Consider the following 25,824-nt stretch of genomic DNA (forward strand, 5'->3'; position numbering starts at 1 on the left):
TTGATATGGGGATGTCGCTTTGACCTCGCCGGGATACCGTCCGAAATGACGTGAATGCCCGTGTGCAGGTGAGGAAGCTCACAGACGGGGATTCGTCCGCGCCGCCCGGCGAGCGGGAAAGCGGGCATATTCTCGAGATTTACAGCTCGCCCAGCATAGACAAGCGAAGGCATAACTCCCAGTGAAGACGACCATGATCATGCGCAACACGGCCAACCCCCGGCGCACCACCTTGGCCCATCTCACCGATGCCGACGAGCTCACCCCGCACCAGAGCCCGTACGAGGCCCCGGGTGTCGTACTGCCGGCCGCCACGGCCAACCCCGAGCGCACCATACTCATGGAGGCTCCGGCGGACAGCTGAGAGCTCCTCGGCTCCGCGCCCCAGAGCTCGCGGAACACGAAAGAGCGGTGTGCGACGGCCCCTTGCGGGGAAGCCGTCGCACACCGCTCTTTCGTGTGGTCCCGGTGCTCAGCCCTGCCAGCTGTGCGGTGCCCGGAAGCCGCGTGCACGCTCCAGCCGACGCCAGCCGGCGACGCTGCGGCGGTGCGGACCCTGCGGCTCGGTCGGCTGACCGTGCGCCGCCCTCGCGAGCAGCAGCGCCGTCACCGCGGCGAGCTCCTCGTCGCTCGCAGTGCCCTTTTCGACCCGGACCAGGCTGGACGTCTGCTGAACGCTCACTTCGGCTCTCCTTCGCGCGGCGGTGATGGTGCTCGGTGCTGCGACGCTCCGAGCGCCGCGGCGGTCACTGCTCTCAGCTGTACAGCTGATCGCTGTTGGTGCTGATCGTTGTTGCCTGTTCCTGCGGGGTTGCCCCGGACGGGCTCACTGCGGCGGGTTGCCGTGCTTGCGGGACGGCAGATCCGCGTGCTTGCTGCGGAGCATCGCCAGCGAGTTGATGAGCACGTGCCGGGTCTGCGCCGGGTCGATCACGTCGTCCACCAGGCCGCGCTCGGCCGCGTAGTACGGGTGCATCAGCTCGGCCTTGTACGACTTGACCATCCGCGCCCTCATCGCGTCCGGATCATCGGCGGCGGCGATCTGCCGCCGGAAGATCACGTTGGCCGCGCCCTCCGCACCCATCACGGCGATCTCGTTCGTCGGCCAGGCGTAGGTGAGGTCGGCGCCGATGGACTGGGAGTCCATCACGATGTACGCGCCGCCGTACGCCTTGCGCAGGACCACCGAGATACGAGGCACGGTGGCGTTGCAGTACGCGTAGAGCAGCTTGGCGCCGTGGCGGATGATGCCGCCGTGCTCCTGGTCGACACCGGGCAGGAAGCCGGGCACGTCCAGCAGGGTCAGGATCGGAATGTTGAAGGCGTCGCACATCTGTACGAAACGCGCGGCCTTCTCCGAGGCGTGGATGTCCAACACCCCGGCCAGGGACTGCGGTTGGTTGGCGACGATGCCGACGACCTGGCCGTCCATCCGGGCCAGCGCGCAGATGATGTTGGTGGCCCAGCGCTCGTGGATCTCCAGACAGTCGCCGTCGTCGACGAGCTCCTCGATCACCTTGTGCATGTCGTAGGGGCGGTTGCCGTCGGCCGGCACCAGCTCCAGCAGGGAGTCGCCGCTGCGGTCCGCCGGGTCCTCGCTCTCGACGACCGGCGGGTTCTCGCGGTTGTTCTGCGGCAGCATCGAGAGCAGGAAGCGCACCTCCTCCAGGCAAGACTCCTCGTCGTCGTAGGCGAAGTGCGCCACACCCGAGGTGCCGGCGTGGACGTCGGCGCCGCCCAGTCCGTTCTGCGAGATCTCCTCGCCCGTCACCGCCTGGACGACGTCCGGGCCGGTGATGAACATCTGCGAGGTGTCCCGCACCATGAAGACGAAATCGGTCAGCGCCGGGCTGTAGGCCGCACCGCCCGCGCAGGGGCCGAGCATGACCGAGATCTGCGGAATGACGCCCGAGGCGCGGGTGTTGCGCTGGAAGATGCCGCCGTAACCGGCGAGCGCGGAGACGCCCTCCTGGATACGGGCGCCCGCTCCGTCGTTGAGCGAGACCAGCGGTGCGCCGGCGGCGATCGCCATGTCCATCAGCTTGTGGATCTTCTGCGCGTGCGCCTCGCCGAGCGCGCCGCCGAAGATGCGGAAGTCGTGGGCGTAGACGAACACGGTGCGGCCGTGGACGGTGCCCCAGCCGGTCACCACACCGTCGGTGTACGGCTTCTTGTCCTCCAGGCCGAAACCGGTCGCCCGGTGCCTGCGCAGGGCCTCCACCTCGTGGAAGGAGTCCTCGTCCAGGAGCAGCGCGATCCGCTCCCGAACGGTCAGCTTCCCCTTGGCGTGCTGCGCCTGGGTGGCGCGCTCGCCGGGCCCAGCGACGGCCTGCGCGCGAATGGCGTGCAGCTCTGCGGTGCGGCCACGGGCGTCGATCGGGGCGGCGGTGTCCTGGGCGAGATCGGTCATGTACAGACCCTACGAAACAGGCCCGCCAAACGCCCTCGTCAGATTCGTACAGTCTCGGCCGGGCTTTCATGGCTGTGCTGCACAGAACCGCCGCGCGGGCAGGCATCCGATGCCGGACATCTGCGATTCGCTGTCATCTGCGCTGTAGGGGTTCCACAGCTGCTGCTCGCCGGGTCGTAACCCACGGTTCTGCCTGGTCGGGTACGCCGAGCGGGCTCGGTCCGCGCCCCGGGATACGGGGTGCGCACCGAGGGCCGGGCCGGGCCGCCGTACCTGCCTGGACGGACGGCCCTTTGTCCGAGCCCGACAAGCCGCTCGACCCCGCGCCCGGTACTCCCAGCCGCGGTACGGACTGACAAATGTCGTCTCCTCTCCCCGGCGACGCCCGCGACGCCCGGCCCCTGCGCTCACTCGGTCGGCTCGACGCCGGCCTTCAGCAGCCCGTAGGTGTATGCGTCGTCGAGCGCCTGCCAGGAGGCGGCGATGACGTTCTCGGCGACGCCGACAGTGGACCACTCCGCACTTCCGTCGCTGGTGGAGATGAGGACCCGGGTCGTGGAGTTGGTTCCGTGCCTGCCCTCCAGGATGCGGACCTTGTAGTCGACCAGCTCCAGCCGCGCAAGCTGCGGGTAGACGCTCTCCAGCGCCACGCGCAGGGCGCGGTCCAGCGCGTTCACCGGGCCGTTCCCCTCCCCGGTGGCGACCGCGCGCTCGCCCTTCGCCCACACCCGTACGGTCGCCTCGTTGGCGTGCGAGCCGTCGGGGCGCTCCTCGGCGATGGCGCGCCAGGACTCCACCCTGAAGTAGCGCTTGGCTCCTCCGTGGCGGCTGCCGCCGCTCTCCGGGCTCGCGTGCACCTCGTCGCGCAGCAGCAGCTCGAAGGAGGCGTCGGCGGCCTCGTAGGTGTACCCCTTGAGCTCCTGTTCCTTGACCCGGGCGACGACGCGGCCGACGAGGTCGCGGTCGCCGGTGAGGTCGTAGCCGAGCTCCTTGCCCTTGAGCTCCACGGAGGCGCGGCCGGCCATGTCGGAGACCAGCATGCGCATCGAGTTGCCGACGAGCTCGGGGTCGGTGTGCTGGTAGAGGTCGGGGTCGACCTTGATCGCGGAGGCGTGGAGGCCGGCCTTGTGGGCGAAGGCGGAGACGCCGACGTACGGCTCGTGGGTGGAGGGGGTGAGGTTGACGACCTCTGCGATGGCGTGCGAGATGCGCGTCATCTCCGGCAGTGCGGCCGGCGGCACGACGGTGCGGCCGTGCTTGAGCTGGAGCGCCGCGACGACCGGGAAGAGGTTGGCGTTGCCGACCCGCTCGCCGTAGCCGTTGGCCGTGCACTGGACGTGGGTGGCGCCGCCCTCGACCGCGGCGAGGGTGTTGGCGACCGCGCAGCCGGTGTCGTCCTGTGCGTGGATTCCCAGGCGGGCGCCGGTGTCCGCCAGCACCTCGGCGACGACGCGGTGGACCTGGGAGGGCAGCATCCCCCCGTTGGTGTCGCACAGGACGACGACGTCGGCGCCGGCCCGGTGCGCGGTGGCGACGACCTCGGTGGCGTACGCGGGGTTGGCCCGGTGGCCGTCGAAGAAGTGCTCGCAGTCCACGAAGACCCGGCAGCCGCGCTCGCGGAGATAGGCGACCGTGTCCGCGACCATCGCCAGGTTCTCCTCCAACGTGGTCCGCAGCGCCAACTCCACATGACGGTCGTGGGACTTGGCGACGATGGTCACGACCGGGGCGCCGGAGTCCGCGAGCGCCACGACCTGCGGATCGTCCGCCGCGCGCGTACCGGCTCTGCGGGTGGCGCCGAAGGCGACCAGCTGGGCGTGCCGGAAGTCGATCTCCTGGCGGGCCCGTTGGAAGAACTCGGTGTCGCGCGGGTTGGCGCCGGGCCAGCCGCCCTCGATGAACCCGACGCCGAAGTCGTCGAGGTGGCGGGCGATGGTGAGCTTGTCCGCGACAGTGAGATTGATGCCCTCGCGCTGCGCGCCGTCGCGAAGCGTGGTGTCGAAGACGTGGAATGAGTCGGTGACGTCCGTGGTCATGCTGCTCTGGCTCCTACGGATGAGAGTGGGACCGGAATAGATGGCTCCACTTGCCCCATCATCCCGCGCGCTTCCCGGTACGGCGAAGGTGGGCCGTAAAACGAAAAGACCCCTCGCGGGTGCGAGAGGTCTGCGCGCGGGTCTGGGGCACGGTGTCCGCTGCCGCCTGGGATTCCCGGCGGTCAGAGGTCACTGCGGACCGGCGCGCTGTCGCCAATAATCATGACGGTCGAAAGCACACGGGGATTCTTGCACACCGCACCCGCACCGGGGACGACGTCTCATCATCCGGAACGCGGCCGGGCCGGCGCGAGGCGGGCGCGGACGAGGAGCGGCACAGCCGGCCCCGAACGCGCGGGCTTCCCGGCACACCTGCTCCGGGAAAGCCCGCACGGACGGATCGGGCTCAGCCCACCCGGTGCAGCCAGCCGTGCCGGTCCTCGATCGAACCGGACTGGAGGGCGAGCAGCGTCTCGCGGAGCTTGCGGGTCAGCTCGCCCGGCTCGCCGTCGCCGACCGTCCACTGCGCCCGAGCCGACTTCACGGTGCCGACCGGGGTGATGACGGCCGCCGTGCCGCAGGCGAAGACCTCCGAGATGCTGCCGTCGGCGTTCCCCCGCTGCCAGTCCTCGGTGGAGAGCTGGACCTCGCCGGTGGCGTAGCCGAGGTCCTCGGCGATGGTGAGGAGCGAGTGGCGGGTGATGCCGGGCAGCAGCGTGCCGGTGAGGCGGGGCGTGACGATACGGGCGTCCGCACCCGAGCCCTGCACGAAGTACAGGTTCATCCCGCCCATCTCCTCGACGTACCGGTGCTCCACCGCGTCGAGCCAGACGACCTGGTCGCAGCCCTGCTGCGCGGCCTCGGCCTGCGCGACGAGCGAAGCGGCGTAGTTTCCGGCGCACTTGGCCTCGCCGGTGCCGCCGGGGGCGGCCCGGGTGTACTCCTCGGACAGCCACACCGAGACCGGCTTGATGCCGCCGGGGAAGTACGCGCCGGCCGGGGAGGCGATCACCATGAAGAGGTACTCGTTGGCCGGCTTCACCCCGAGCCCGACCTCGCTCGCGAACATGAACGGCCGCAGGTACAGCGACTCCTCACCCACTCCCGGGACCCACGACCGGTCCTGGCGCACCAGCAGCTCGCACGCCTCGATGAACGCCTCGACCGGCAGCTCCGGCATCGCCAGCCGCCGGGCGGAGCGCTGGAAGCGCTGGGCGTTGGCGTCCGGGCGGAAGAGCGCGACCGAACCGTCGGTCTGCCGGTACGCCTTGAGACCCTCGAAGATCGACTGCCCGTAGTGAAGCGTCATGTTGGCCGGGTCCATCCGCAGCGGTGCGTACGGCTCCAGCTGGGCGTCGTGCCAGCCTTTGCCCTCGCTCCACTTGATGGTGACCATGTGGTCGGTGAAGTGGCGTCCGAAGCCGGGGTTGGCGAGGATCGCCTCCCGCTCCGCATCCGGCAGCGGCTGCGCGGAGGGCTTGAGGTCGAATCCGATACGGGCCGTCGTCATGAGCGCGTCCTTCACTTCCGTGTTCCTGTGGACCGCTCACGTGTGTTCGGCGTCCGGGAGTCTCCTGTTGCCGCGGCCCGCGGTTCGATTATCGCGCGCCGGTGGTCGCATACGGGAGTGGGGTGGCGGTCCCGGGTCGATGGTCGCACCCAACCGCCGAATAGCACAGCAGCCGGATGCGTACGCCCTCCCGGAGGGCGTGGTTCCGGCTGCTGTGCTGTGAGTGATACGTGATCTGTCGTCGATCAGTACGGGGTTCGCAGTACGGCGCCGGCGTCAGCCGGATACCCGTACGGCGAGCGCGTCACCGATCTCGTCGGTGGTGCGCGTGCCGAGCGCGGCACGTTCGTGCAGGTCGGCCGTGACGGCCTCCTCGACCCGGGCTGCCTCGGCGGTCAGCCCCAGGTGCTGGAGCAGCAGCGCCACGGAGAGGATCGTCGCAGTCGGGTCGGCCTTGCCGGTGCCCGCGATGTCCGGCGCGGAACCGTGCACCGGCTCGAACATCGACGGGAACTCGCCGGTGGGGTTGATGTTGCCCGAGGCTGCGAGGCCGATGCCGCCGGTGATGGCTGCCGCGAGGTCGGTGAGGATGTCGCCGAAGAGGTTGTCGGTGACGATCACGTCGAACCGTGCGGGGTCGTTGACGAGGAAGATGGTCGCCGCGTCGACGTGCAGATAGTCGGTGGTGACCTCGGGGTACTCCCGGCCGACCCGGTCGAAGGTGTTCTTCCACAGGTGGCCCGCGTACACGAGCACGTTGTTCTTGTGGACCAGCGTGAGCTTCTTGCGCGGGCGGGCGTTCGCCCGCTCGTACGCGTCGCGCACGACCCGCTCGACGCCGTGTGCCGTGTTGAGGCTGACCTCGGTGGCGACCTCGGCGGGAGTGCCGGTGCGCAGACTGCCGCCGTTGCCGACGTACGGACCCTCGGTGCCCTCGCGGACGACCACGAAGTCGATCTCGGGGTCGCCGGCCAGCGGAGTCGGGGTGTTCGGAAGCAGTCTGGACGGCCGCAGGTTCACGAAGTGATCGAAGGCGAACCGGAGCCTGAGCAGCAGCCCCCGCTCCAGCACTCCGGAGGGGACGGACGGGTCGCCGATGGCGCCGAGCAGAATGGCGTCGTGCGCCTTCAGCCGCTCCAGCTCGGAGTCCGGCAGGGTCTCGCCGGTGGCGTGCCACCTGCGCGCCCCGAGATCGTACTCCTCGGTCTCCAGCTTCACTTCCTGCGGAAGCACCGCACGGAGGACCTTGAGCCCCTGGGACACGACCTCGGTGCCGATGCCGTCGCCGGGAATTACTGCGAGATTGATGCTGCGCGCCATGCGGCGACCCTACTCCTCGTCCCAGGTGGTGACACCGTGCGTCCGCGATACGGACGCACGGCGTCGGTGCTTGCGGACCTTGCGGTGCGGCGGGGCCGCGCCGGCATTACGCCGGCGACGTGCCGCGCGGCATCAGTGGCCGGTGGAGCCGCCGTTGTCGCGACGGTCGAGCGCCCGCTGCAGCGCCGCCGCGGCGTTCTTGCGGTCGGCCTGGTCGGTACGGGCAACGCGGCGGGTACGACGACGGGTGGTGGCATCCATGAGGAGCTCCTTCAGCAGAAAGGACCGGAGAACTAGCGGTTCATTTCGTGCCGCAAAGGGGCGGGGGCGTGCGGTGCGGCAGGGGTCACCTGCGTGAGCACCGCGCCTCGACCGCCAGTCGCTGGTGGAGCGAGCCATTCGGCTGTCTCCAAAGGTAGAAGCGAATCGCCGCGATGTCTCGCCACATAGTTGGCCTTCCTACTATGTGAGACGCGACCCCGGCTGACCTGCAGCGATCCCGGAGGCCTCGACGTGCCCCGCCGCGCCCGAAGGGGCCGTACGGGCGGAGAAGCCGTCCGCGAGCACCGCGGCAGCCCTCTGATCGGCGTCCAACTCCCCCAGCAGTGCGGGCAGTTCGGCAAGCGTCCCGATGCGTCGAACGCCCGCCGGCACAGGCTCGCGCGAGGACTCGCACCGGTCCAGCCAGATCCCGCTGAGGCCCGCCGCCGAGGCGGCGCCCGCATCGATGTCCAGCCGGTCGCCGACGTACGCCACCTCGTCCGGCTCCAGGCCGAGTGCAAGGCAGGCCGCCTCGAACGCCTCCGGCGCCGGCTTCGCACAGCCCAGCTCTGCGGAGCAGACCAGCACCTCGAAGCGATCCCTGATGCCCAGCCGACGCAGCTTGCGGTCCTGGTTCGCGGCGTAGGAGTTGGAGAGCACCCCCTGGCGCCAGGTGCGGGCCACCGTGTCCAGCGCGGGCAGCACGTCGGGGAAGAGCGCCCAGCACGCCTCGTACCGCTCGACGTAGCGGCCGAACCACTGGTCCGCCTCGGTGTCCGTGAGCGGCCCGCGCGCCACACCTCTGGCGCGTTCACGGCGGTGCGCGGCGAAGCTCAGCTCACCGGCGACGAAGCGGGCCCAGCACTCCCGCATCACCTCCTGCCAGTGGCCCAGCGCCGCGTCCGCCGAGCGGTAGCGCGGCAGCAGCTCCTCGGCGGCCAGATGTTCCAGGGCCGCGGCCCGGTCGCAGTTGGTGTAGTCGAAGAGGGTGTCGTCAACGTCCCACAGCACAGCGCGAATCGGCATGGAGGTCTGGCCGCCCTTCGTAAAGCAGATGCGTACGAGCTCCCCCTGTGATCGTATGCCTCGCCGTGACAGAGACAACCGCGTACGACGACTTCTCCGGCGCATTGCGCGACCGGCTCGGCAGGACCGTGACGCTCGCCCCTGTGGACGAGGACAACTGGCGGGCGGTCGCCGATGTGCGCCCCCGCGACGACCAGCGGGGGCACGTGGCGGCACTGGCCGCGCGCTACGTGCTGCTCTCGCTGCGCGAGGAGGTGTGGAACTCCCTGGGAGTCCTGGCCGACGGCGAGGTGGTCGGGCACCTGATGTGGGGCCGGGACCCGACGGACGGCACGTACTGGATCGGTGGCGTGATGGTCGACGCCGAGTGCCAGGGGGACGGGGTCGGGCGTGCCGCGCTGCGGCTGCTGCTGCGCCTGCTCGCGGAGCGGCCCGACTGCCGGGAGATACGGCTCACCTACCACCCGGCGAACCGGGCGGCGGACCGGCTCTACCCATCGCTGGGCTTCGTCCCGACCGGCGAGTGGGAGGACGACGAACAAGTCGTCGTGCTCCGCCCGCACGATGGGTGACGGCGAGAGCGGGCAGGCACGCCGGACAGACGCGCCGGGCAGGCGGAGGGCGGGCGAGGCGGCAAAAGGTGAGGCCCGCCGCCGCGCACGGGGGGGGTGCGCACGACGGCGGGCCTCGGAACGCACCGGGCCGGGGGGTCAGCCCATGTGCGGGTATCGGTAGTCGGTCGGCGCCACCATTGTCTCCTTGATGGCGCGCGGCGACATCCAGCGGATCAGGTTGAACTTCGAGCCGGCCTTGTCGTTGGTGCCGGAGGCACGGCCGCCGCCGAAGGGCTGCTGGCCGACGATGGAACCGGTCGGCCGGTCGTTGAGGTAGAAGTTGCCCGCCGCGAAGCGCAGCTTCTCCGAGGTCCTGGCCAGTACGGCCCGGTCCTTGGCCAGCACGGCGCCGGTCAGCGCGTACGCCGAGACGGACTCCATCTGGTCCACGACCCGGTCGTAGTCCTCGTCCTCGTAGACGTGGACGGCCATGATCGGGCCGAAGTACTCCTGCTTGAAGAGCTCGTCGTCCGGGTCGGAGCAGGTGATGACAGTCGGGCGGACGAAGTAGCCGACCGAGTCGTCACAGCTGCCGCCCGCGATGATCTCGCAGTTGGGGGCCTGCTTGGCGCGGTCGATCGCGGCCTTGTTCTTGGCGAAAGCCCGGTCGTCGATGACGGCGCCGACGAAGTTGCTGAGGTCCGAGACGTCACCCATGGTCAGGCTGTCGGTCTCGGTCGCCAGCTCGTCCCGCAGCCCGCTCTCCCAGATCGAACGCGGCACGTACGCGCGCGAGGCGGCCGAGCACTTCTGGCCCTGGTACTCGAAGGCGCCGCGGGTGATGGCGGTCTTCAGGATCGCCGGGTCGGCGGTGGGGTGGGCGACGATGAAGTCCTTGCCGCCGGTCTCGCCCACGATGCGCGGGTAGGAGCGGTAGCCGGAGATGTTGTTGCCGACCTGCTGCCAGAGGTACTGGAAGGTGGCAGTCGAACCGGTGAAGTGGACACCGGCCAACTCCGGGTGCGGCAGGGCCACTTCGGAGACGTCCTTGCCGTCGCCGGTGACCAGGTTGATGACGCCCTTGGGCAGCCCGGCCTCCTCCAGCAGCTCCATCAGCAGGATCGCCGAGTGGGTCTGGGTCGGGGACGGCTTCCAGACCACCACGTTGCCCATCAGCGCCGGCGCGGTCGGCAGGTTGCCGGCGATGGCGGTGAAGTTGAACGGCGTGATGGCGTAGACGAAGCCCTCCAGCGGACGGTGGTCCATCCGGTTCCAGATGCCGTGGGGCTGCATCGGGGGCTGCTCGGTGAGCAGCTCGCGGGCGAAGTGCACGTTGAAGCGCCAGAAGTCGACCAGCTCGCAGGGGGCGTCGATCTCCGCCTGCTGCGCGGTCTTGGACTGGCCGAGCATCGTCGAGCCGGCGATCGTCTCGCGCCACGGACCGGAGAGCAGGTCGGCGGCCTTGAGCAGGATCGCCGCACGGTCGTCGAAGGACGTGGCGCGCCAGGCCGGGGCGGCGGCGAGCGCCGCGTCGATGGCGTCCTGGGCGTCCTTGCGGGTGGCGTTGGCGTACGTCCCGAGCACCGCGCGGTGGTTGTGCGGCTGTACGACGTCGAACCTCTCGCCACCGCCCATGCGCTTCTCGCCGTTGATCGTCATCGGGAGATCGATCGGGTTGTCCGCGAGCTCCTTGAGCTTGCGCTCCAGGCGGGCGCGCTCCGGGCTGCCGGGTGCGTAGGAGTGCACCGGCTCGTTGTACGGAGCGGGGACGTGGGTCACAGCGTCCATGGTTGCCGTGTCTCCTTCGGGGTCGGGAAGGGGTGCGAGCAGATCTTGCGCGGTCCCGGCGGGGCCAGTGTGGTGTCCCGGCGGGGATGTTCCGTTGTACGGGTGCGGGGCGCCCCGGTCAGCCCCTGCTGACCAGCGAGCGGAGGAAGAAGGCGAGGTTCGCCGGGCGCTCCGCGAGGCGTCGCATGAAGTATCCGTACCAGTCGGTGCCGTAGGGAATGTATGCGCGCATCCGGTGTCCCTCCGCGACGAGGCGGTCCTGCTCGGCCTCGCGGATCCCGTACAGCATCTGGAACTCGTACTCGCCGGGCTTGCGGCCGTGGCGGCGGGCGAGCTCCTCGGTGATGGCGACCATCCGCGGGTCGTGCGAGCCGATCATGGGGTAGCCCTTGCCCGCCATGAGGATCTTCAGACAGCGGACGAACGCCAGATCGACCTCGCGCTTGTCCTGGTGGGCGACCTCGACGGGCTCGTTGTACGCGCCCTTGACCAGCCGCACCCGGGAGCCTTCCCCGGCGAGCGCGTAGCAGTCGTCCTCGGTCCGGAAGAGGTAGGACTGCACCACTGCGCCGGTCTCCGGGTGGCTGCGCCGCAGCTCGGAGAGGATCGCGAGGGTGGAGTCGACGGTGGTGTGGTCCTCCATGTCGAGGGTCACCGTGGTGCCGGCCTCGGCGGCGGCCTCGACCACCGGGACCACGTTGGCGAGGGCGAGCTCGTGCCCGCCCGGCAGCGCCTGCCCGAAGGCGGACAGCTTCACGGACATCTCGGCCCGCTCCCCCAGGCCCTCGGCGGCCAGCGCCTCGGTCAGGGCGAGGTAGGCGTCGCGGTTGCGCAGCGCCTCGGAGCGTTGGGTGATGTCCTCGCCCAGGAAGTCGATGGTGACCTCGATGCCGCGGTCGGCGAGCGTACGCACGGACTCCAGGCACTGGTCGAGGCTTTCGCCCGCGATATAGCGGTCGACCACGGGACGGGTGATCGGTGCGGCCGAGACCAGTCGGCGGATGCTGTCGCTGCGCGCGGCCGCGAGGAGCACGGGACCCAGCACGGGGCACCTCCAGGATCGAGCGGGAACGGCCAAGGTCAGCCACCGTGAAACCTAAGGATCGCGCCGCCGGACTGCCATCGACAGCTGTCACGCATCCGTGTCCCCGATCTCAGACACCTGTATGAGAATGGGTCGAGCGGCACGGCGCGACGAAGCACCCCGGCAGGAAGAGACGCAGGCCATGAGCGAGGATTTCCAGACCCTGATCGACGAGGTGTCGGCGCTGCTCGGCACCCCCGCGACACTGGAAAACCGGGACTTCGAGCTCATCGCCTTCGGCGCGCACGAGAGCGCGGGCGACGACGCAGAGCTCGTACAGGATCCGGTGCGCACCCGCACGATCATGCAGCGGCGGTCCACCGCGGCGGTGCGTGCCTGGTTCGAACGCTTCGGCATCACCCGTGCCGCCGCCCCGGTGCGCATCCCGGCAGATCCCGCGGCCGGGGTGGTCAAGGGCCGGATCTGCCTGCCGGCCCGCCACAGCGGGGTCGTCCACGGCTATGTGTGGCTGCTCGACGAAGGTTCACCCACCCCCGACGACCCCCGACTGCTCGACGCCATGGACCTCGCCGCCCGGATCGGCGCACTGCTCGCCTCCCAGGCACGCACCGGCGCCCGACTCGGCGATTTGTTGCGGGCGGCGCTGACCGCCGCCGACCGCCAGGAGGCGGAGCAGGCGCGGGAGGAGCTGCGGCGCGCGCTCGGTTCGGTGGCGGACGGCCCGCTTGCGGCGCTGGCTGTCGGGCCGTGGCCGCCCGCCGCGGGAACCGCAAGCCCGGCGGCCGTACCGCAGGTCCCGGTGCTCGCCGTGCTTCCTGCCGCGCGGGAGCAGCCGCGGCTGGTCGCCGCGCTCGTACGGCTGCGTGCTCCGGGCGCGCTCGATGCGGCGCAGGGTGCGGCGCAGCGGCTGCTGCGAGCGGTGCAGACACCCGAACAGCCCGCGGCGGTACGGGCGTTCGCCGGCGTGAGCGCGCCCCGCCAGGGGCTCGGCGAGCTGGGCGCCCTCTGGCGCGAGGCACGTTCGGCGGCACGGGCGGCACGGGCGGAACCGCAGCTCGGCCCGGTGGCGCGCTGGGCCGAGCTCGGGGCGTACCGGATGCTCACCGCGCTGCCCACGGTCGGCGCCGTGGACCCCGCGGTGGCGCGGCTGCTGGAGCCCGCGCACCGCGAGATGGCCCGTACCGCCGAGGTCTATCTGGACTGTGCGGGCCGGGCCGGACGTACCGCCGCACAGCTGGGGATACACCGGCAGACGCTGTACTACCGGCTCTCACGCGTCGAGCAGCTGACCGACCTGGACCTGTCCGACGGCGAGGCGCGGCTGCTGCTCCACATGGCGCTCAAGTCGGCCCGGCTGCAACGCGGTTGAGGGCCGCAGGCACGACCCGCCGGGTGCAGCGTGAAGAGTCAGCCGGGCAGGACGTCTTCGAGGGCGCGCACCAGCTCGGGAGCGTCGGGCTCGGTCTGCGGCGCGAACCGGGCGGCGACGGTCCCGTCCGGAGCGACCAGGAACTTCTCGAAGTTCCAGCGGATGTCGCCGGTGTGGCCCTCGGCGTCGGCCGCCGGGGTCAGCTCGGCGTAGAGCGGGTGCCGGTCCTCGCCGTTGACGTCCGTCTTCGCGGTCATCGGGAAGGTGGCGCCGTAGGTGGCGGAGCAGAAGGTGGCGATCTCCTCGGAGGTGCCCGGCTCCTGGCCCATGAACTGGTTGCACGGCACGCCGAGGACGGTGAACCTGCGGTCGGCGTAGGCCTGCTGGAGCTTCTCCAGCGCGGCGTACTGCGGGGTCAGACCGCACCGGGAGGCGACGTTGACGACCAGTACGGCCTTGCCCCGGTACTGGTCGAGGCGGGCGGGGCCGCCGGTGAGGGAATCGATCTCGACGTCGAAGACGGACATGTCACTCCTGGAGCGTACGAACGGGATCCGGTTCTGGTGCCTCGGTGCGACAGTAGCGCGCCGGCACACGGAACGCGGACGCCCGCCCAACCACCCGCTCCCCGCCCGGGGTTGGGGGCGCCCGTTCCGCCACGACACACGCCACCGCCCCGGTGCCTCTCGGCTCCGGGGCGGTGGGCGGGATGTACGCGCGCCTAGCGGTCCAGGTTGACCACACGGGCGGAGGTGGCGCCGATCTCCTCGGCGATCTCGGCCAGCACCGGCTGCGGAATGTCATCGTCGACGGTGAGCGCGACGAGGGCCTCGCCGCCCTCCTCCGCACGGGAGACCTGCATCCCCGCGATGTTCAACCCGGCCTCGCCCAGCACTCGGCCGAGCGTGCCGACAACTCCCGGCCGGTCGGTGTAGCGCAGGAACGCCATGTGGTCGGCGAGGTTGAGGTCGATGTCGTGCTCGTTGACACCGACGATCTTCTGGCAGTGCTTGGGGCCGGTGAGCGTGCCGGAGACCGAGATCTCCTCGCCGCTGCCCAGGGTGCCGCGCACGATGACCAGGTTGCGGTGGTCCGGCGAGTCGCTGGAGGTGGTCAGCCGTACCTCGACGCCGCGCTCCTGCGCGAAGAGCGGAGCGTTGACGTAGGAGACCGTCTCGGCCACGACGTCCTCGAACACGCCCTTGAGCGCGGAGAGTTCGAGCACCTTCACATCGTGCTGGGTGATCTCGCCGTACACCTCGACGTCGAGCCGGACCGCAACCTCGCCGCTGAGCGCGGTGAAGATCCGGCCGAGCCTCTCGGCGAGCGGGAGCCCGGGGCGTACGTCCTCGGCGATGACCCCGCCCTGGACGTTGACCGCGTCCGGCACCAGCTCACCGGCGAGCGCCAGGCGCACCGAACGCGCGACCGCGACACCGGCCTTCTCCTGCGCCTCGCCGGTGGACGCGCCGAGGTGCGGGGTGGCGACGACCTGGTCGAAGGCGAACAGCGGTGAGTCGGTGCAGGGCTCGGTGGCGTAGACGTCCAGGCCGGCACCGGCGACCCGGCCCTCCTTGAGCGCCGAGGCCAGCGCGTTCTCGTCGACGATGCCACCGCGGGCCGCGTTGATGACGCGGACCGAGGGCTTGACCTTGGCGAGCGCCTCGTCACCGATCAGACCGAGCGTCTCCGGGGTCTTCGGCAGGTGCACGGTGATGAAGTCCGAGGCCTCCAGCAGCTCGTCGAGCGAGACGAGCTTGACACCCATCTGCGCGGCGCGCGCGGGCTGGACGTACGGGTCGTAGGCCACGACCTTCATGCCGAACGCGGACATCCGCTGGGCGACCAGCACACCGATGCGGCCGAGGCCGACGACGCCGAGGACCTTCTCGGAGAGCTCGACGCCGGTGTACTTGCTGCGCTTCCACTCGCCGTCCTTGAGGGCGGCGTTGGCCTGCGGGATGTTGCGCGCGGTCGCCAGGATCAGCCCGCAGGCGAGCTCCGCGGCGGTGACGATGTTGGAGGTCGGCGCGTTGACGACCATGACGCCGGCCTTGGTGGCGGCGGCGACATCGACGTTGTCCAGGCCGACGCCGGCACGGGCGACCACCTTGAGGCGACGGGCGGCGGCGACGGCCTCCGCATCCACCTTGGTGGCGCTGCGGATCAGGATGGCGTCCACATCCGCGATGGCGGTGAGCAGCTCCGCTCGGTCGGCACCGTTGGTGTGCCGGATCTCGAAGTCGGGGCCGAGGGCGTCGATGGTGGCCGGGGAGAGCTCCTCGGCGATCAGAACTACAGGCTTGCTCACTTCGGTCTCAGTCCTCACTCAGTCCTCTGCGGACGGCCGCCGTCCCGACGGCCGAAGGCGGTGGAGGTTGGCAGCCGCGTGGAGACGCACGACGCTGTGGGCCTGTGACGCGCTTTACGGGGGCAGTGTAGTCAGCTGCGGCGGTCCGCGGAACGCATTCCGCGGACCGCCGCACGAACAGGCCACATGGCCGTGCGGGGCTTGACGTACGAGGCTCAGGCCTCGTCGTCCACCCAGCTCATCAGCTTGCGGAGCTCCTTGCCCGTGGTCTCCAGGAGGCTCTCGCTGTCGGACTTCTTGTACTCGTTGTACCGCGGCAGACCGGCGTTGTACTCGGCGATCCACTCGCGGGCGAAGGTGCCGTCCTGGATCTCGGCGAGGACCTTCTTCATCTCCGCCTTGGTCTGGTCGGTGATGATGCGCGGACCGGTGACGTAGTCGCCCCACTCCGCGGTCTCGGAGATGGACCAGCGCATCTTGTCCAGGCCGCCCTCGTACATGAGGTCCACGATGAGCTTGAGCTCGTGCAGGCACTCGAAGTAGGCGATCTCGGGCTGGTAGCCCGCCTCGGTGAGCGTCTCGAAGCCGGCCTTGACCAGCGCCGCCGTGCCACCGCAGAGCACGGCCTGCTCGCCGAAGAGATCGGTCTCGGTCTCCTCGGTGAAGGTCGTCTTGATGACGCCCGCGCGGGTGCCGCCGATGGCCTTGGCGTACGAGAGGGCGAGCGGGAAGCCGTTGCCGGTGGCGTCCTGCTCGACGGCGGCGATGCACGGAACGCCGCGGCCCTCCTCGAACTGGCGGCGGACCAGGTGGCCCGGGCCCTTCGGCGCGACCATGCAGACGTCGACGCCGGCCGGGGGCTGGATGAAGTCGAAGCGGATGTTGAAACCGTGGCCGAAGAACAGCGCGTCGCCGTCCTTGAGGTTGCCCTTGACGGACTCCTCGTAGACCTTGGCCTGGATCGGGTCCGGGACCAGCACCATGATCACGTCGGCCTCGGCCGCGGCCTCGGCGGGGGTGACCACCCGCAGGCCCTGCTCCTCGGCCTTCACCCTGGACTTGGAGCCCTCGTGGAGCCCGACGCGGACGTCGACGCCTGAGTCGCGCAGGGAGAGCGCGTGGGCGTGGCCCTGGCTGCCGTAGCCGAGAACCGCCACCTTGCGTCCCTGGATGAGGGAGATATCGGCGTCATTGTCGTAGAACAGCTCGGCCACTTGGGATGTCTCCTTGATTGTCGTGCCCGTCTTGCACGGGGTTTGGTGAGGCTCGTTCACCTCGTGCACCGGGCGCCGCGCGGGCACGGGTGCGCGAGGGAGGCGCGAGATTCCCGACCGCGTCCGCCGCTTGGGGACACCGTATGCCCGGCTGCGGCGGACGCGGTCGAAGGTCTCGCTATGCGGTCCGCTCCAGGGCGCGCAGCGAGCGGTCGGTGATGGAACGCGCGCCGCGGCCGATGGCGATCGTGCCGGACTGCACGAGTTCCTTGATGCCGTACGGCTCCAGTATCTTGAGCATGGCGTCCAGCTTGTCGCTGCTGCCGGTGGCCTCGATGGTCACCGCCTCCGGGGAGACGTCGACGGTCTTGGCGCGGAAGAGCTGGACGATCTCCACGATCTGGGAACGGGACTCGTTGTCCGCGCGCACTTTCACCAGGACGAGTTCACGCTGGACGGCGGCTGACGGTTCGAGCTCCACGATCTTCAACACGTTGACCAGCTTGTTGAGTTGCTTGGTCACCTGCTCCAGCGGAAGGCCCTCGACGTTCACCACGATGGTGATGCGGGAGATCTCCGGGTGCTCGGTCGTACCGACCGCGAGGGAGTCGATGTTGAAGCCGCGACGGGAGAAGAGCGCGGTGATGCGGGCCAGGACGCCCGGCTTGTTCTCCACCAGGACGGAGAGGGTGTGCTTGGACATGTCGGTCTGCTCTCTCGCTCGCTGTCAGTCGTCGCTGTCGCCGAAGTCGGGGCGCACGCCCCGGGCGGCCATGACCTCGTCGTTGGAGGTGCCTGCCGCGACCATCGGCCACACCATCGCGTCCTCGTGGACGATGAAGTCGATCACCACCGGACGGTCGTTGATGGCGTTCGCCTTCTCGATCACCGAGTCCAGGTCGTCCGGGCTCTCGCAGCGGATGCCGACGCAGCCCATGGCCTCGGCCAGCTTGACGAAGTCCGGGCAGCGGGTGCCCTGCGGCGGGGCCTCGGCGGCCTGATCCGCCCCCGGCCCGCTGTGCAGCACGGTGTTGGAGTAGCGCTGGTTGTAGAAGAGGGTCTGCCACTGGCGGACCATGCCCAGAGCGCCGTTGTTGATGATGGCGACCTTGATGGGGATGTTGTTCAGTGCGGCGGTGACCAGCTCCTGGTTGGTCATCTGGAAGCAGCCGTCGCCGTCGATCGCCCAGACCGTACGGTCCGGCGCGCCCGCCTTGGCGCCGAGCGCCGCGGGCACGGCGTATCCCATCGTGCCCAGGCCGCCGGAGTTCAGCCAGGTCGCCGGCTGCTCGTAGTTGATGAAGTGCGCCGCCCACATCTGGTGCTGGCCCACGCCCGCGGCGAAGATCGTGTCCCGCGGGGCGAGTTGGCCGATGCGCTGGATGACCTGCTGCGGGGAGAGCGAGCCGTCCTCCGGCTGGTCGTAGCCGAGCGGGTAGGTCTCGCGCCAGCGGTTGAGCAGCGCCCACCACTGCGTGTAGTCCGCCGGGCCGTCCGCCGCGTGGTCGGTCTGCACGGCGACCACGATGTCCGCGATGACCTCGCGGGCGTCGCCGACGATCGGGACGTCCGCCACCCGGTTCTTACCGATCTCCGCCGGGTCGATGTCGGCGTGGATGACCTTGGCGTACGGGGCGAACGAGTCGAGCTTTCCGGTCACCCGGTCGTCGAACCGGGCACCGAGCGCGATGATCAGGTCCGACTTCTGCAGTGCGGTGACCGCCGCGACCGCGCCGTGCATACCCGGCATTCCGACGTGCTGCGGGTGGCTGTCGGGGAAGGCACCGAGCGCCATCAGCGTGGTGACCACCGGCGCGCCGGTCAGCTCGGCCAGGACCTTCAGCTCCGCCGTGGCGTGCGCCTTCAGCACTCCGCCGCCGACGTAGAGGACCGGCCGACGGGCCTCGGAGATGAGCTTGGCCGCCTCGCGGATCTGCTTGGCGTGCGGCTTGGTGACCGGCCGGTACCCCGGCAGGTCCGGGGTGGGCGGCCAGCTGAAGGTCGTACGGGCCTGGAGGGCGTCCTTGGCGATGTCGACCAGCACCGGGCCCGGGCGTCCCGAGGAGGCGATGTGGAAGGCCTCGGCGATCGTGCGGGGGATGTCGGCCGGGTCGGTGACCAGGAAGTTGTGCTTGGTGACCGGCATGGTGATGCCGCAGATGTCCGCTTCCTGGAAGGCATCCGTGCCGATCGCCCGGGACGCGACCTGACCGGTGATCGCGACCAGCGGGACGGAGTCCATGTGCGCGTCCGCGATCGGGGTGACGAGGTTGGTGGCGCCGGGGCCCGAAGTGGCCATGCACACACCGACCTTGCCGGTGGCCTGCGCGTAGCCGGTGGCGGCGTGCCCTGCGCCCTGCTCGTGCCGGACGAGGACGTGACGGACCTTGGCCGAGTCCATCATCGGGTCGTAGGCGGGCAGGATCGCCCCGCCCGGAATGCCGAATACGGTCTCGGCGCCGACCTCCTCAAGAGAACGAATGAGGGACTGGGCGCCCGTGAGGTGCTCGAGGGGGGCGGACTGATGTCCGCCGCTACGGGCCCGCGGCTGCGGCCTCGGTGCCCCGGTGGCCTGCTCGGTCATCGCTTTTCTCTTCCCGGCTGAGTGAGGGTGGTGACGCTTCGGTCCTGCGGTGTGCTGCGGTGTTCTCTGGTGCTCTTCGGTGCTCTGCGGTCGGGCGGTGTGCCTGGGCGCTGCGGTGGTGCGTGCCCGCCGGCGCTGCGGGGGACGCTGCCGCGATGGCTCCGCTGCTCCTGAACCGCCGGTGTGAAACCGTCGGTTCGGGCCACCGGTACCGGAACCCGCACTACGGGAGCTGTCGTTGCCGAGCTGCTCTCCCGAAACCGCCCACCGCGAAACCGCGGTGAGGCACAACTCCGGTACCGAGTGTCACGCACCGTACGGCTCCTCGAGACCAACCCTGGGTGAAGGATGGTGGTTTGGGGTAGTTGCTCCAGATCGTTGGTGCAACAAAAAACCCCTCGTGCCGTGAGGCAAGCGAGGGGAGCGCGTCCGCTGTGAGATCCAGACGGGTGTGTCCGGCTCAGCCGACGCGCTTTCCAATTACGAGAAGTCGGGTGCGCATGCCACAGACCTTCCTCCGAGCAGGCACTCAGTGTCAAGTGGGTGGGACCGGCGTCTCAGAATGTGGGCGCAGCGGGGAATGGATGACGGGATCGGGGCTGGCCGCGCCCCCGCGGCGGACCGGGAGCGCGCCCGCGACCACCACCGAGCGGCCACCGCCGCGGGCGGGCTGCGTGGGCACTCCGACGGGCGGCAGGGGATACACGCCCGAAGTCAGCGCCCGCCGCAGCCGATGCTCGTCCAGCGGCCCGGTGAAGACCTCGCCCTGCGCGTGCGTACAGCCCATCGCCCGCAGCGCGGCGGCCTGTTCGGGCAGATCGACGCCGTCGGCATAGGAGTCCACCCCCAGCTCGCCGGCGATCCTCAGCAGCCCCGACGTCAGCTTCCGCAGTCGCGGCGACTCGATGACGCCCTGCACCAGGTCGCGGTCGAGCCGCAGTACGTCCACGGGCAGTGCCCGCAGCGCGGCCACGGTGCCATAGCCGCTGCCCAGCGCGTCCACGGAGATACGGACCCCGAGCCGGCGCAGCGCCGTCAGCCTGGACTCCAGGTCCTCCAGCGGGACCCGCGGATCGTGCTCGCACAGCTCCAGCATCACCGACTCCGGAGCCAGTCCGTGGCGGGTGAGCAGCTGCTCGAAGGCGGCACGGTCCAGCGCCCGGTCGGCGAGCCGCGCCGTGGGCACCCGCACGGCGACCGGGACCTCGGCGCCCCTGCCCCGACGCGCGGCGGCCATCGCCACCGCCTCCCGGAGCAGCCAGCGGTCCACTTCGGCGATACGGTCCGCCGCACGGCCCGAGCTGCCGCGCCGCTCGCCCTCCCGCAGGAACTCCGCCGGCGTGAAGAGCACTCCCTGCGAGGAGCGCCACCGCGCCTGGGCCGCCACGGCCGACACCTCGCCGCTGTTCAGCGAGACCACCGGTTGGTGCAGCAGTACGAACTCGCCCTCGCTCAGCGCGGTGCGCAGCCGGCTGGTCAGCTGGGTGCGACGGGCCATCTCGGCCTGCAGCTGCGGCGCGTAGAGCTCCACCCGCCCCTTGCCGGCCTGTTTGGCGCGGTACATGGCCAGGTCGGCGTTGCGCGTCAGCTCCGCGGGCTCGATACCGGGTTCGGCGAAGGCGACGCCGATCGAGGCGGCGACCCGCACCTCGTTGTCGCCCTCCAGACGGTACGGCTCACTGAGCTTGACCCGCAGCCGGTCGGCGATCTCCAGAACCCGCATCTCGCGCTCGGCCCGGTCGTACTCGCCCTCACCCAGGATCAGGGTGGCGAACTCGTCCCCGCCGAGCCTGGCCGCCGTGTCCTGGGCGCGGATCGAGTCCAGCAGCCGACGGCCGGCCTGCACCAGCAGCTCGTCGCCGGCCTGGTGGCCGACGGTGTCGTTGACTGCCTTGAAGCCGTCGAGGTCGATGTAGAGAACGGCGGCGTCCCGGTCGGGGCCGTCGCTGCCTCTGCGCCCGCTCAGCGCCTGCTTGACCCGCTCGGTGAACAGCGCCCTGTTGGGCAGGTCGGTGAGTGCGTCGTGCGAGGCGCTGTGCTGCAACTGGGCCTGGAGGCGGACCCGTTCGGTGACGTCCCGACTGTTGAAGATCAGGCCGTCCCGGTAGCGGCTGACGGTCGACTCGACATTGAGCCAGCTGCCGTTGCCGTGCTGGAAGCGGCACTCGATCCGGGCGGAGGTCTCCCGCTCGGGCGGGGTGGTCAGGTAGCGGCGCACCTCGTGCAGAAAGCGCCCCAGGTCCTCGTGGTGGATCAGCGCGGACAGCGGAGAGCCCACCAGCTCGTCGGCCGGTCGACCGTACACGCCGGCGGCGGCGGGGCTCACATAGGTCAGGACACCGTCGGAGGAGGCGATCATGATCACATCGCTCGAACCCTGTACCAGTGAACGGAAGTGGCTCTCCTTCTGGGCCAGTTCACGGGTGAGCCGCACGTTGTCGAGCAGCATCACCCCCTGTCGGACCACCAGCGCGAGCACGACGCTGCAGGCCGCCACGATCACCACGTGGTCGACCTCGCGGCCGTCGCCGAAGTTGTAGAGCACCCCCAGGGTGCAGACCGCGGCGGCGAGATACGGAGTGAGCGCGGCCAGCGGGCTGGTCGCGAGCCGGGGATCACCCGGGCCCACCTCGCCCTGCTGAGTGGCGGCCGGTGCGCCCGAGCCGCCGGCGGGCCCGCCCGCCCACGGCGCGTAGGCCAGCAGCAGCGAACCGGCGAACCAGCCCGCGTCGAGCAACTGCCCGGACTGGTAGCTCTGCTGGAACAGCGGCGTGGTGAAGAGGGCGTCGCACAGCACCGTGAGCGCGAGCGCGCCGATCGCGGTGTTGATCGCCGAGCGGTGCGCGCCGGTGCGCCGGAAGTGCAGCGCCAGGACCATGCTGACCAGTGCGATGTCCATGAGCGGGTAGGCCAGTTGAAGAGAGGCGTGCATCATCGAGCCGTGCCGCCAGGTGTCGCCGTGCGCGAGCGCCAGGCTCCAGGAGAGGGTGACCAGGGAGCCGGCGATCAGCCAGGCGTCGAGGCCCAGGCAGAGCCAACCCGCCCTGTTCGCCGGACGCTTGGCGAGCACCAGGAGGCCGATGACCGCCGAGGGTGCGAAGGCCAGGAAGAAGAAGTCGGCCAGCGAGACGGTGGGTACGGGCAGGCCGAGGACCACCTCGTACCAGCCCCACACCGCATTGCCCAGGCAGACCATCGAGGACGAGAGACCGAAGAGCAGCCACGCCGTACGGTGACGGTCGCGCGACCTGCGCGCGTAGAGCAGGCAGGAGCACGCGGCGACCATGGCCGCGGCGGCGAGGCCGAAGTCACCCATCACCAGGGCGAGTCGGTCCGATCCCCAGCCCATCGAGGCGCCCGCGGCGTAGCCCGCGCAGGCGATGATCAGCACGCACTGGAGTGCGAGCTGCGGCGGAAAGCCCACGGCGTGGCGCACCACTGCCGGCTGCTGAGCACTCATCGCGTCGCCTCCCCGCATGGTGGACGTGCGCTTGGCGTCACCCAACCGCCCGCCCTTATCCGGCAGTTCGTCCATTGACCGCACATTCGCCCGTCGCCCCCCTGGGTGTCCCGGTATCGACCCGTCCGGACGATACACCAGATCCGTCACTCAGGGACATAGCACCTCTACGCAGCGTGACTTACTCGGGGTATTCTGCTACGCAGCGCACACATCCGCGTTCGAAGCGTGCTGTATGAGCGGCCCAAAGACCCCGTACGCCCCCATGTCAGCGCGCTGCACCGGCCCGCCGAGGCTTCGGCGCACGGCTCCCCGGCAGAGCGCGGGTCGTCACCGCGCGTACCGGGTCAACAGAGCCCGGCATCGTCCGTCACACGTCCGGGGCCTCAACACGGGGCCGATCGCACGCCCCGGCCCGGGCCGCCGAGCGGCCGGCCCGGGTCCGGGTCACAGCCGAAGTCCGGGGCCCGCCAGGTCTGTCAGGCCTGCCAGGTCTGTCAGGTCTGTCAGGTCGTGGCGACCACATGCTCCAGCTCCTCCCCCGCTGCGAACCGGCCGATCTGGGCAGCCAGAAGCCGCCGCGCACGAGGCATGAACGCGGACGACAGACCACCGACATGGGGAGTGAGCAGCAGACCCGGCGCATCCCACAACGGGTGGTCGGCGGGGAGTGGTTCAGGATCTGTCACATCCAGCGCGGCCCGCAGCCGGCCGGAACCCAGCTCCGCAAGCAGCGCGCCGGTGTCCACCACGGGGCCGCGGCCGACATTCACCAGCAGCGCCCCGTCCTTCATCCGCCCGAGGAACGCGGCGTCCACCATCCCCCGCGTCTGCTCGGTGAGCGGAGTCACCAGGATCACCACGTCCGCCGAGGGCAGCAGGCCGGCCAACTCACCCAACCCGTGCACCGGACCGTGCTCCGACTCGCGGGATGTGCGCGCGATCCGGTCGACCCGGGCCACCTCGAAGGGAATCAGCCTCTCCTCGACCGCGCGGCCGATCGAGCCGTAACCGACGATCAGCACCCGCTTGTCCGCCAGGGCCGGCAGCCTGACCGCCTGCCAGCGCCTCTCCGCCTGGTCCCGCACAAAACCGGGCACCCCGCGCAGCGAGGCGAGAGTGAGAGTGAGGGCGAGCTCCGAGGTGCTCGCGTCGTGCACACCTCGCGCGTTGCACAACCGCACCCCCGGCGCCAACCCCGCCAGCCCCGGCGTGACATGGTCGATGCCCGCGGTCACCGTCTGGATCACCCGGAGCTGCTTCATCTCCGGCAGCGGACGCACCGCGACATCCGGCCCCTTCATGTAGGGGACGACATAGAACGCGCACTCCGCGGGGTCCGCGGGAAAGTCCTTCGAGCCGTCCCAGAAGCGGTACTGGAAGGAGGACGGCAGACCCTCTGTCTCAGAGGCCGGGAACGGAAGCCATACGTCAAGTGGGGACATACCAGCAGGCTAGCCGTCCCTGCCGACAGCGGGCAGGGCTGCACGGGAGCGTGCGGGGGCGGGCGTCCGAGCTCTCCTCAGGGCACCACGGGACGGCGCGGGACGACCGGTTAGTTTGGGGCCTCGAACGGCCAGGGAGGGAGCACGTCCAGGTGGAGCGCAGAACGATCGGCGCGGGGGCGCTGGAGGTGGCGGCGATCGGTCTGGGCTGCATGCCGATGAGTTGGGCGTACACGACCTCGCAGCAGAGCGGTGAGGAGTCGCTGCGCGCGCTCAACGCGGTCCTGGACACCAACGCGGAGATGCGGCCGGGGGTCGTGGCACCCACCCTCCTCGACACCGCCGACATGTACGGGCCGTTCACCAACGAGCTGCTGGTCGGACGGCTGCTGAGGGCGCGCCGGACGGAGGTGTTCGTCTCGACCAAGGTCGGGCTTCTGGTGGGCGAGCAGCATCTGGTCGCCGACGGCCGTCCGAGCCATGTGAAGCGCGCCTGCGACGCCTCGTTGCGACGGCTCGGCACGGATGTCATCGACCTCTACCAGCTCCACCGGGCCGACCCCGAGGTACCGGTCGAGGAGACCTGGGGTGCGATGGCCGAACTCGTACAGGCCGGCAAGGTGCGCGCGCTGGGCCTGTGCGCGGTCGGTGCGCGTGCGCACCGTCGCGCACGAGGTGGCACGCTGCACGACCCGACCGTACGGCTGCTCGGGCGGCTCCAACAGGTGTTCCCGGTGAGTGCCGTGGAAGCGGAGTTGTCGGTGTGGTCACCGGACGCCCTGGGAGCGCTGCTGCCCTGGTGCTCGGCGCGCGGCGTGACGCTGCTGGCCGCGATGCCGCTCGGCAACGGTTTCCTCACCGGCCGGCTGACACCCGGCAGCGGCTTCGAACCCGACGACCTGCGGGCCCGACACCCGCGCTTCACCGCCGAGATGATGGCCGAGAACCAGCCCATAGTTGCCGGTCTGCGGCGCATCGCCCAACGGCACAGCACGGCCGGCGCCGAGACCACCACCGCGCAGATCGCGCTGGCGTGGCTGTTGGCCCAGGGGTCGGCGGTCATCCCCGTACCGGGCACCAAGAAAGCGGCCTGGGCGAGCGAGAACGCCAGGGCCGCCGCAGTGCGGCTGAACGAAGCCGATCTGCACGAGATAGCCGAACTCCCCGCCGCCCGGGGCTCCTGGGACTGAGCCGCCTCGCCCTCCGCCCCGCCCGGATGGGGCGCGACCCCGATGGGGCGCGATCCAGATGGCGCGCGACCCCGATGGCGCGCGACACGTCCGGGCGGATGAGCGGTGGGGTCGGGTGGGGGGGCGCCCGCCCGGGGCAGGACACGGCGGACGGAGCGTACGGGCGGCCCTTGCGACACGGGGCCCCGTGGCAAGGAGGGCGGGAGAGCGCGACGCGGTTCGGGAACTTCCGCGGGCCTGCCGGACGTACCCCTCGTGTGGTGTGCTGGAGGCCACCGCCCGAGGAGAGGATCACGCTGTG

The 25,824-nt window shown here is 70.5% G+C and carries 20 protein-coding genes; 4 read left to right on the plus strand and 16 right to left on the minus strand.

Annotation, left to right across the window (positions count from 1 at the left end):
- Positions 1-181 precede the first annotated feature (181 nt).
- Positions 182-364, plus strand: a complete 183-nt coding sequence (locus JGS22_RS00710) for a hypothetical protein (protein ID WP_211039610.1) — start codon at positions 182-184, stop codon at positions 362-364.
- Positions 365-472: 108 nt separating this feature from the next.
- On the opposite strand, the gene JGS22_RS00715 is transcribed toward JGS22_RS00710, so the two are convergent.
- From JGS22_RS00715 to JGS22_RS00740, 7 genes are all read right to left on the minus strand, one after another.
- Positions 473-682 (minus strand): acyl-CoA carboxylase epsilon subunit, encoded by a 210-nt coding sequence (locus JGS22_RS00715; RefSeq protein WP_211039609.1) that lies wholly within the window; start codon positions 680-682, stop codon positions 473-475.
- A gap of 144 nt (positions 683-826) precedes the next feature.
- Positions 827-2,410: an acyl-CoA carboxylase subunit beta gene (locus JGS22_RS00720; RefSeq protein WP_211039608.1), complete on the minus strand. Its 1,584-nt coding sequence runs from the start codon at positions 2,408-2,410 to the stop codon at positions 827-829.
- A 407-nt stretch (positions 2,411-2,817) separates the two neighbouring features.
- On the minus strand, positions 2,818-4,446 hold the full coding sequence (gene cimA / locus JGS22_RS00725; RefSeq protein ID WP_211039607.1) for a citramalate synthase: 1,629 nt from the start codon (positions 4,444-4,446) through the stop codon (positions 2,818-2,820).
- Between the two features lie 406 nt (positions 4,447-4,852).
- Positions 4,853-5,956, minus strand: a complete 1,104-nt coding sequence (locus JGS22_RS00730; RefSeq protein WP_211039623.1) for a branched-chain amino acid aminotransferase — start codon at positions 5,954-5,956, stop codon at positions 4,853-4,855.
- Positions 5,957-6,232: 276 nt separating this feature from the next.
- Complete coding sequence (locus JGS22_RS00735) at positions 6,233-7,276, minus strand: 3-isopropylmalate dehydrogenase (protein ID WP_211039606.1); 1,044 nt, start codon at positions 7,274-7,276, stop codon at positions 6,233-6,235.
- A gap of 132 nt (positions 7,277-7,408) precedes the next feature.
- Entirely contained in the window at positions 7,409-7,537 is a 129-nt protein-coding gene (locus tag JGS22_RS26700) for a hypothetical protein (RefSeq protein WP_268980880.1), read from the minus strand.
- Positions 7,538-7,738: 201 nt separating this feature from the next.
- Complete coding sequence (locus tag JGS22_RS00740) at positions 7,739-8,563, minus strand: HAD family hydrolase (RefSeq protein WP_211039605.1); 825 nt, start codon at positions 8,561-8,563, stop codon at positions 7,739-7,741.
- Between the two features lie 65 nt (positions 8,564-8,628).
- Between JGS22_RS00740 and JGS22_RS00745 the strand changes: the two genes are divergently transcribed.
- Positions 8,629-9,135, plus strand: coding sequence for a GNAT family N-acetyltransferase (locus JGS22_RS00745; protein ID WP_308405448.1), 507 nt, complete (start codon positions 8,629-8,631; stop codon positions 9,133-9,135).
- Positions 9,136-9,273: 138 nt separating this feature from the next.
- On the opposite strand, the gene pruA is transcribed toward JGS22_RS00745, so the two are convergent.
- Together pruA and JGS22_RS00755 are read right to left on the minus strand one after the other, a co-directional pair.
- A complete protein-coding gene (gene pruA / locus JGS22_RS00750; RefSeq protein WP_211039604.1) occupies positions 9,274-10,905 on the minus strand; it encodes an L-glutamate gamma-semialdehyde dehydrogenase in 1,632 nt (543 codons plus the stop codon).
- A 118-nt stretch (positions 10,906-11,023) separates the two neighbouring features.
- The gene (locus JGS22_RS00755; RefSeq protein WP_211039603.1) at positions 11,024-11,950 is read right to left on the minus strand and encodes a proline dehydrogenase family protein; all 927 of its coding nucleotides are present in this window, start codon (positions 11,948-11,950) and stop codon (positions 11,024-11,026) included.
- A 181-nt stretch (positions 11,951-12,131) separates the two neighbouring features.
- Here JGS22_RS00755 and JGS22_RS00760 point away from each other — a divergent pair, with 181 nt between their 5' ends.
- On the plus strand, positions 12,132-13,319 hold the full coding sequence (locus tag JGS22_RS00760; RefSeq protein WP_211039602.1) for a PucR family transcriptional regulator: 1,188 nt from the start codon (positions 12,132-12,134) through the stop codon (positions 13,317-13,319).
- A 38-nt stretch (positions 13,320-13,357) separates the two neighbouring features.
- On the opposite strand, the gene JGS22_RS00765 is transcribed toward JGS22_RS00760, so the two are convergent.
- The 7 genes from JGS22_RS00765 to JGS22_RS00795 all read right to left on the minus strand — a co-directional run bounded on the left by JGS22_RS00765 (position 13,358) and on the right by JGS22_RS00795 (position 24,333).
- Positions 13,358-13,846 (minus strand): glutathione peroxidase, encoded by a 489-nt coding sequence (locus JGS22_RS00765; RefSeq protein WP_211039601.1) that lies wholly within the window; start codon positions 13,844-13,846, stop codon positions 13,358-13,360.
- Between the two features lie 194 nt (positions 13,847-14,040).
- Positions 14,041-15,630, minus strand: a complete 1,590-nt coding sequence (gene serA, locus JGS22_RS00770) for a phosphoglycerate dehydrogenase (RefSeq protein ID WP_211039600.1) — start codon at positions 15,628-15,630, stop codon at positions 14,041-14,043.
- A 215-nt stretch (positions 15,631-15,845) separates the two neighbouring features.
- Positions 15,846-16,844, minus strand: a complete 999-nt coding sequence (ilvC, locus tag JGS22_RS00775; protein ID WP_211039599.1) for a ketol-acid reductoisomerase — start codon at positions 16,842-16,844, stop codon at positions 15,846-15,848.
- Positions 16,845-17,022: 178 nt separating this feature from the next.
- Positions 17,023-17,547, minus strand: coding sequence for an acetolactate synthase small subunit (gene ilvN, locus JGS22_RS00780; RefSeq protein ID WP_211039598.1), 525 nt, complete (start codon positions 17,545-17,547; stop codon positions 17,023-17,025).
- Positions 17,548-17,571: 24 nt separating this feature from the next.
- Positions 17,572-19,428 carry an acetolactate synthase large subunit gene (locus JGS22_RS00785; protein ID WP_211039597.1) on the minus strand — a complete coding sequence of 619 codons (1,857 nt, stop codon included), beginning with the start codon at positions 19,426-19,428 and terminating at the stop codon, positions 17,572-17,574.
- Between the two features lie 535 nt (positions 19,429-19,963).
- On the minus strand, positions 19,964-22,888 hold the full coding sequence (locus tag JGS22_RS00790; RefSeq protein WP_211039621.1) for a putative bifunctional diguanylate cyclase/phosphodiesterase: 2,925 nt from the start codon (positions 22,886-22,888) through the stop codon (positions 19,964-19,966).
- 506 nt (positions 22,889-23,394) lie between these two features.
- Positions 23,395-24,333 carry a 2-hydroxyacid dehydrogenase gene (locus tag JGS22_RS00795; protein WP_211039596.1) on the minus strand — a complete coding sequence of 313 codons (939 nt, stop codon included), beginning with the start codon at positions 24,331-24,333 and terminating at the stop codon, positions 23,395-23,397.
- A gap of 152 nt (positions 24,334-24,485) precedes the next feature.
- Here JGS22_RS00795 and JGS22_RS00800 point away from each other — a divergent pair, with 152 nt between their 5' ends.
- Positions 24,486-25,523 carry an aldo/keto reductase gene (locus JGS22_RS00800; RefSeq protein WP_211039595.1) on the plus strand — a complete coding sequence of 346 codons (1,038 nt, stop codon included), beginning with the start codon at positions 24,486-24,488 and terminating at the stop codon, positions 25,521-25,523.
- Positions 25,524-25,824 lie beyond the last annotated feature (301 nt).

The sequence above is a fragment of the Streptomyces tardus genome, assembly GCF_018101125.2.
Taxonomy (GTDB): domain Bacteria; phylum Actinomycetota; class Actinomycetes; order Streptomycetales; family Streptomycetaceae; genus Streptomyces; species Streptomyces tardus.

What these genes read in the sequence shown, in the direction of transcription:
- JGS22_RS26700 (WP_268980880.1), bottom strand. Translation starts at nt 7,537, where the DNA reads ATGGATGCCACCACCCGTCGTCGTACCCGCCGCGTTGCCCGTACCGAC.
- JGS22_RS00790 (WP_211039621.1), bottom strand. Translation starts at nt 22,888, where the DNA reads ATGAGTGCTCAGCAGCCGGCAGTGGTGCGCCACGCCGTGGGCTTTCCG.
- JGS22_RS00720 (WP_211039608.1), bottom strand. Translation starts at nt 2,410, where the DNA reads ATGACCGATCTCGCCCAGGACACCGCCGCCCCGATCGACGCCCGTGGC.
- pruA (WP_211039604.1), bottom strand. Translation starts at nt 10,905, where the DNA reads ATGGACGCTGTGACCCACGTCCCCGCTCCGTACAACGAGCCGGTGCAC.
- JGS22_RS00795 (WP_211039596.1), bottom strand. Translation starts at nt 24,333, where the DNA reads ATGTCCCCACTTGACGTATGGCTTCCGTTCCCGGCCTCTGAGACAGAG.
- JGS22_RS00785 (WP_211039597.1), bottom strand. Translation starts at nt 19,428, where the DNA reads ATGACCGAGCAGGCCACCGGGGCACCGAGGCCGCAGCCGCGGGCCCGT.
- JGS22_RS00765 (WP_211039601.1), bottom strand. Translation starts at nt 13,846, where the DNA reads ATGTCCGTCTTCGACGTCGAGATCGATTCCCTCACCGGCGGCCCCGCC.
- JGS22_RS00735 (WP_211039606.1), bottom strand. Translation starts at nt 7,276, where the DNA reads ATGGCGCGCAGCATCAATCTCGCAGTAATTCCCGGCGACGGCATCGGC.
- cimA (WP_211039607.1), bottom strand. Translation starts at nt 4,446, where the DNA reads ATGACCACGGACGTCACCGACTCATTCCACGTCTTCGACACCACGCTT.
- ilvN (WP_211039598.1), bottom strand. Translation starts at nt 17,547, where the DNA reads ATGTCCAAGCACACCCTCTCCGTCCTGGTGGAGAACAAGCCGGGCGTC.
- JGS22_RS00730 (WP_211039623.1), bottom strand. Translation starts at nt 5,956, where the DNA reads ATGACGACGGCCCGTATCGGATTCGACCTCAAGCCCTCCGCGCAGCCG.
- JGS22_RS00740 (WP_211039605.1), bottom strand. Translation starts at nt 8,563, where the DNA reads ATGCCGATTCGCGCTGTGCTGTGGGACGTTGACGACACCCTCTTCGAC.
- JGS22_RS00760 (WP_211039602.1), top strand. Translation starts at nt 12,132, where the DNA reads ATGAGCGAGGATTTCCAGACCCTGATCGACGAGGTGTCGGCGCTGCTC.